Annotated in this window: 1 protein-coding gene; it reads left to right on the forward strand. The window is 32.0% G+C overall.

Going from position 1 to position 1,316, the window contains the following annotated elements; genetic code table 11:
* The coding region (locus ACFIMG_RS02380; RefSeq protein ID WP_375679162.1) for an autotransporter outer membrane beta-barrel domain-containing protein at window positions 1–414 on the forward strand (414 nt) is incomplete at its 5' end.
* Window positions 415–1,316: the final 902 nt, after the last annotated feature.

Raw genomic sequence — 1,316 nt, forward strand, 5'->3', positions numbered from 1 at the left:
GGGTATAAAGGTGTTGTTTTTGATCCGCAGATTCAGGTTGTTTATCAGCATCTTCAGTTTAATCAGGCGCGTGATATTGATAATCTTGATGTTGATTTAGGAAAATTTCATCAATGGGTGGGGCGTGTTGGTGGGCGTTTAAGCAAGACGTTAGGTGTTGTGGAAGAGGGACGTGAAGTTTCTTTTTATAGTAGGCTTTCTTATTTGCATAGTTTTGAAGATAAGCAATTCGTTTCTTTTAAAAATGATTTTCAGTTAGGTTCCTTTGGTTCTTCTTTGGAAGCAGGGGTTGGGTTTAATGCCCGTCTCTCATCAAAACTTTCTCTTCGTGGAGATGTCACTTATCAGCATAGATTTAAGAAAATTGGTTTTTCTGGAACGAGTTTCTCTGCTGGATTGCGCCACCTTTTTTGATGAGCTGCAATATGTATTTTTAGTTAAAAGGCAGAAGATTTTCGGCCTTTTAATGTATTAAAATTTATTTTGCTTCATCAATATGGTTATTTTTTGATATAAAAGATTACAATAGATGCTTTCTTTTATGCGATGAGAAATTTTTCTAAAATTTTTGATGTTAAGATATGAGGACAGATTTCATTGTGAATATGAGAAGTTTGAATGCTGAATGCTTTCGGCATAATCTTTCAAAAGAGACGATATAGGTGGTTGTTTTTGTCCATTTCTTTATTCATTTTTATAGATCATAAGTTTAGTCTTTATGAGTTTTATGCATTGTTTTGAATTTTGTTTTAGAACTTTATTCACGTTTATATCATTTAATACGCTATTTGTTCCATTTTTTAGGATATTTACTTAAGAATTTTGGATAAATATTTATTTTTAGAACAAACAGAGGGAGTTTGAGGTCAAATTATAATAAAAGTAAAGTATGCTTTATCGTGTTGTTATGGTTGTTGTTTTGTAAATGATAGGTGGCAGAGAAATTTCGATAAGATACAGGATATTATTTTCATTGCGGTCATGCGCGGATATCATCATTCTTTTTTCAGCATTCAATATTTTCGCAGATTTTAGCACTCGAGAATATTCATAAGAAGCAATTCACCTTTTTTCAAAAGTCCTTCTTTGCATGCCAGCTTCGTTTGTGATGGACAAGGGGTTAATTGATTAAATATAAACAGGTTTGAAATGAAAGAAATTTATAATATTCAGTTTTTATTCAATATGTAAAATGATGAATGAGCATTCTGAATTATTGCATGAAATTTTCCTAAATCAATATCACGCGCCTGATTAAACTGAAGATGCTGATAAACAACCTGAATCTGCGGATCAAAAACAACACCTTTATACCC

The organism is Bartonella sp. AP11XZML (genome assembly GCF_042196445.1).
GTDB lineage: Bacteria > Pseudomonadota > Alphaproteobacteria > Rhizobiales > Rhizobiaceae > Bartonella.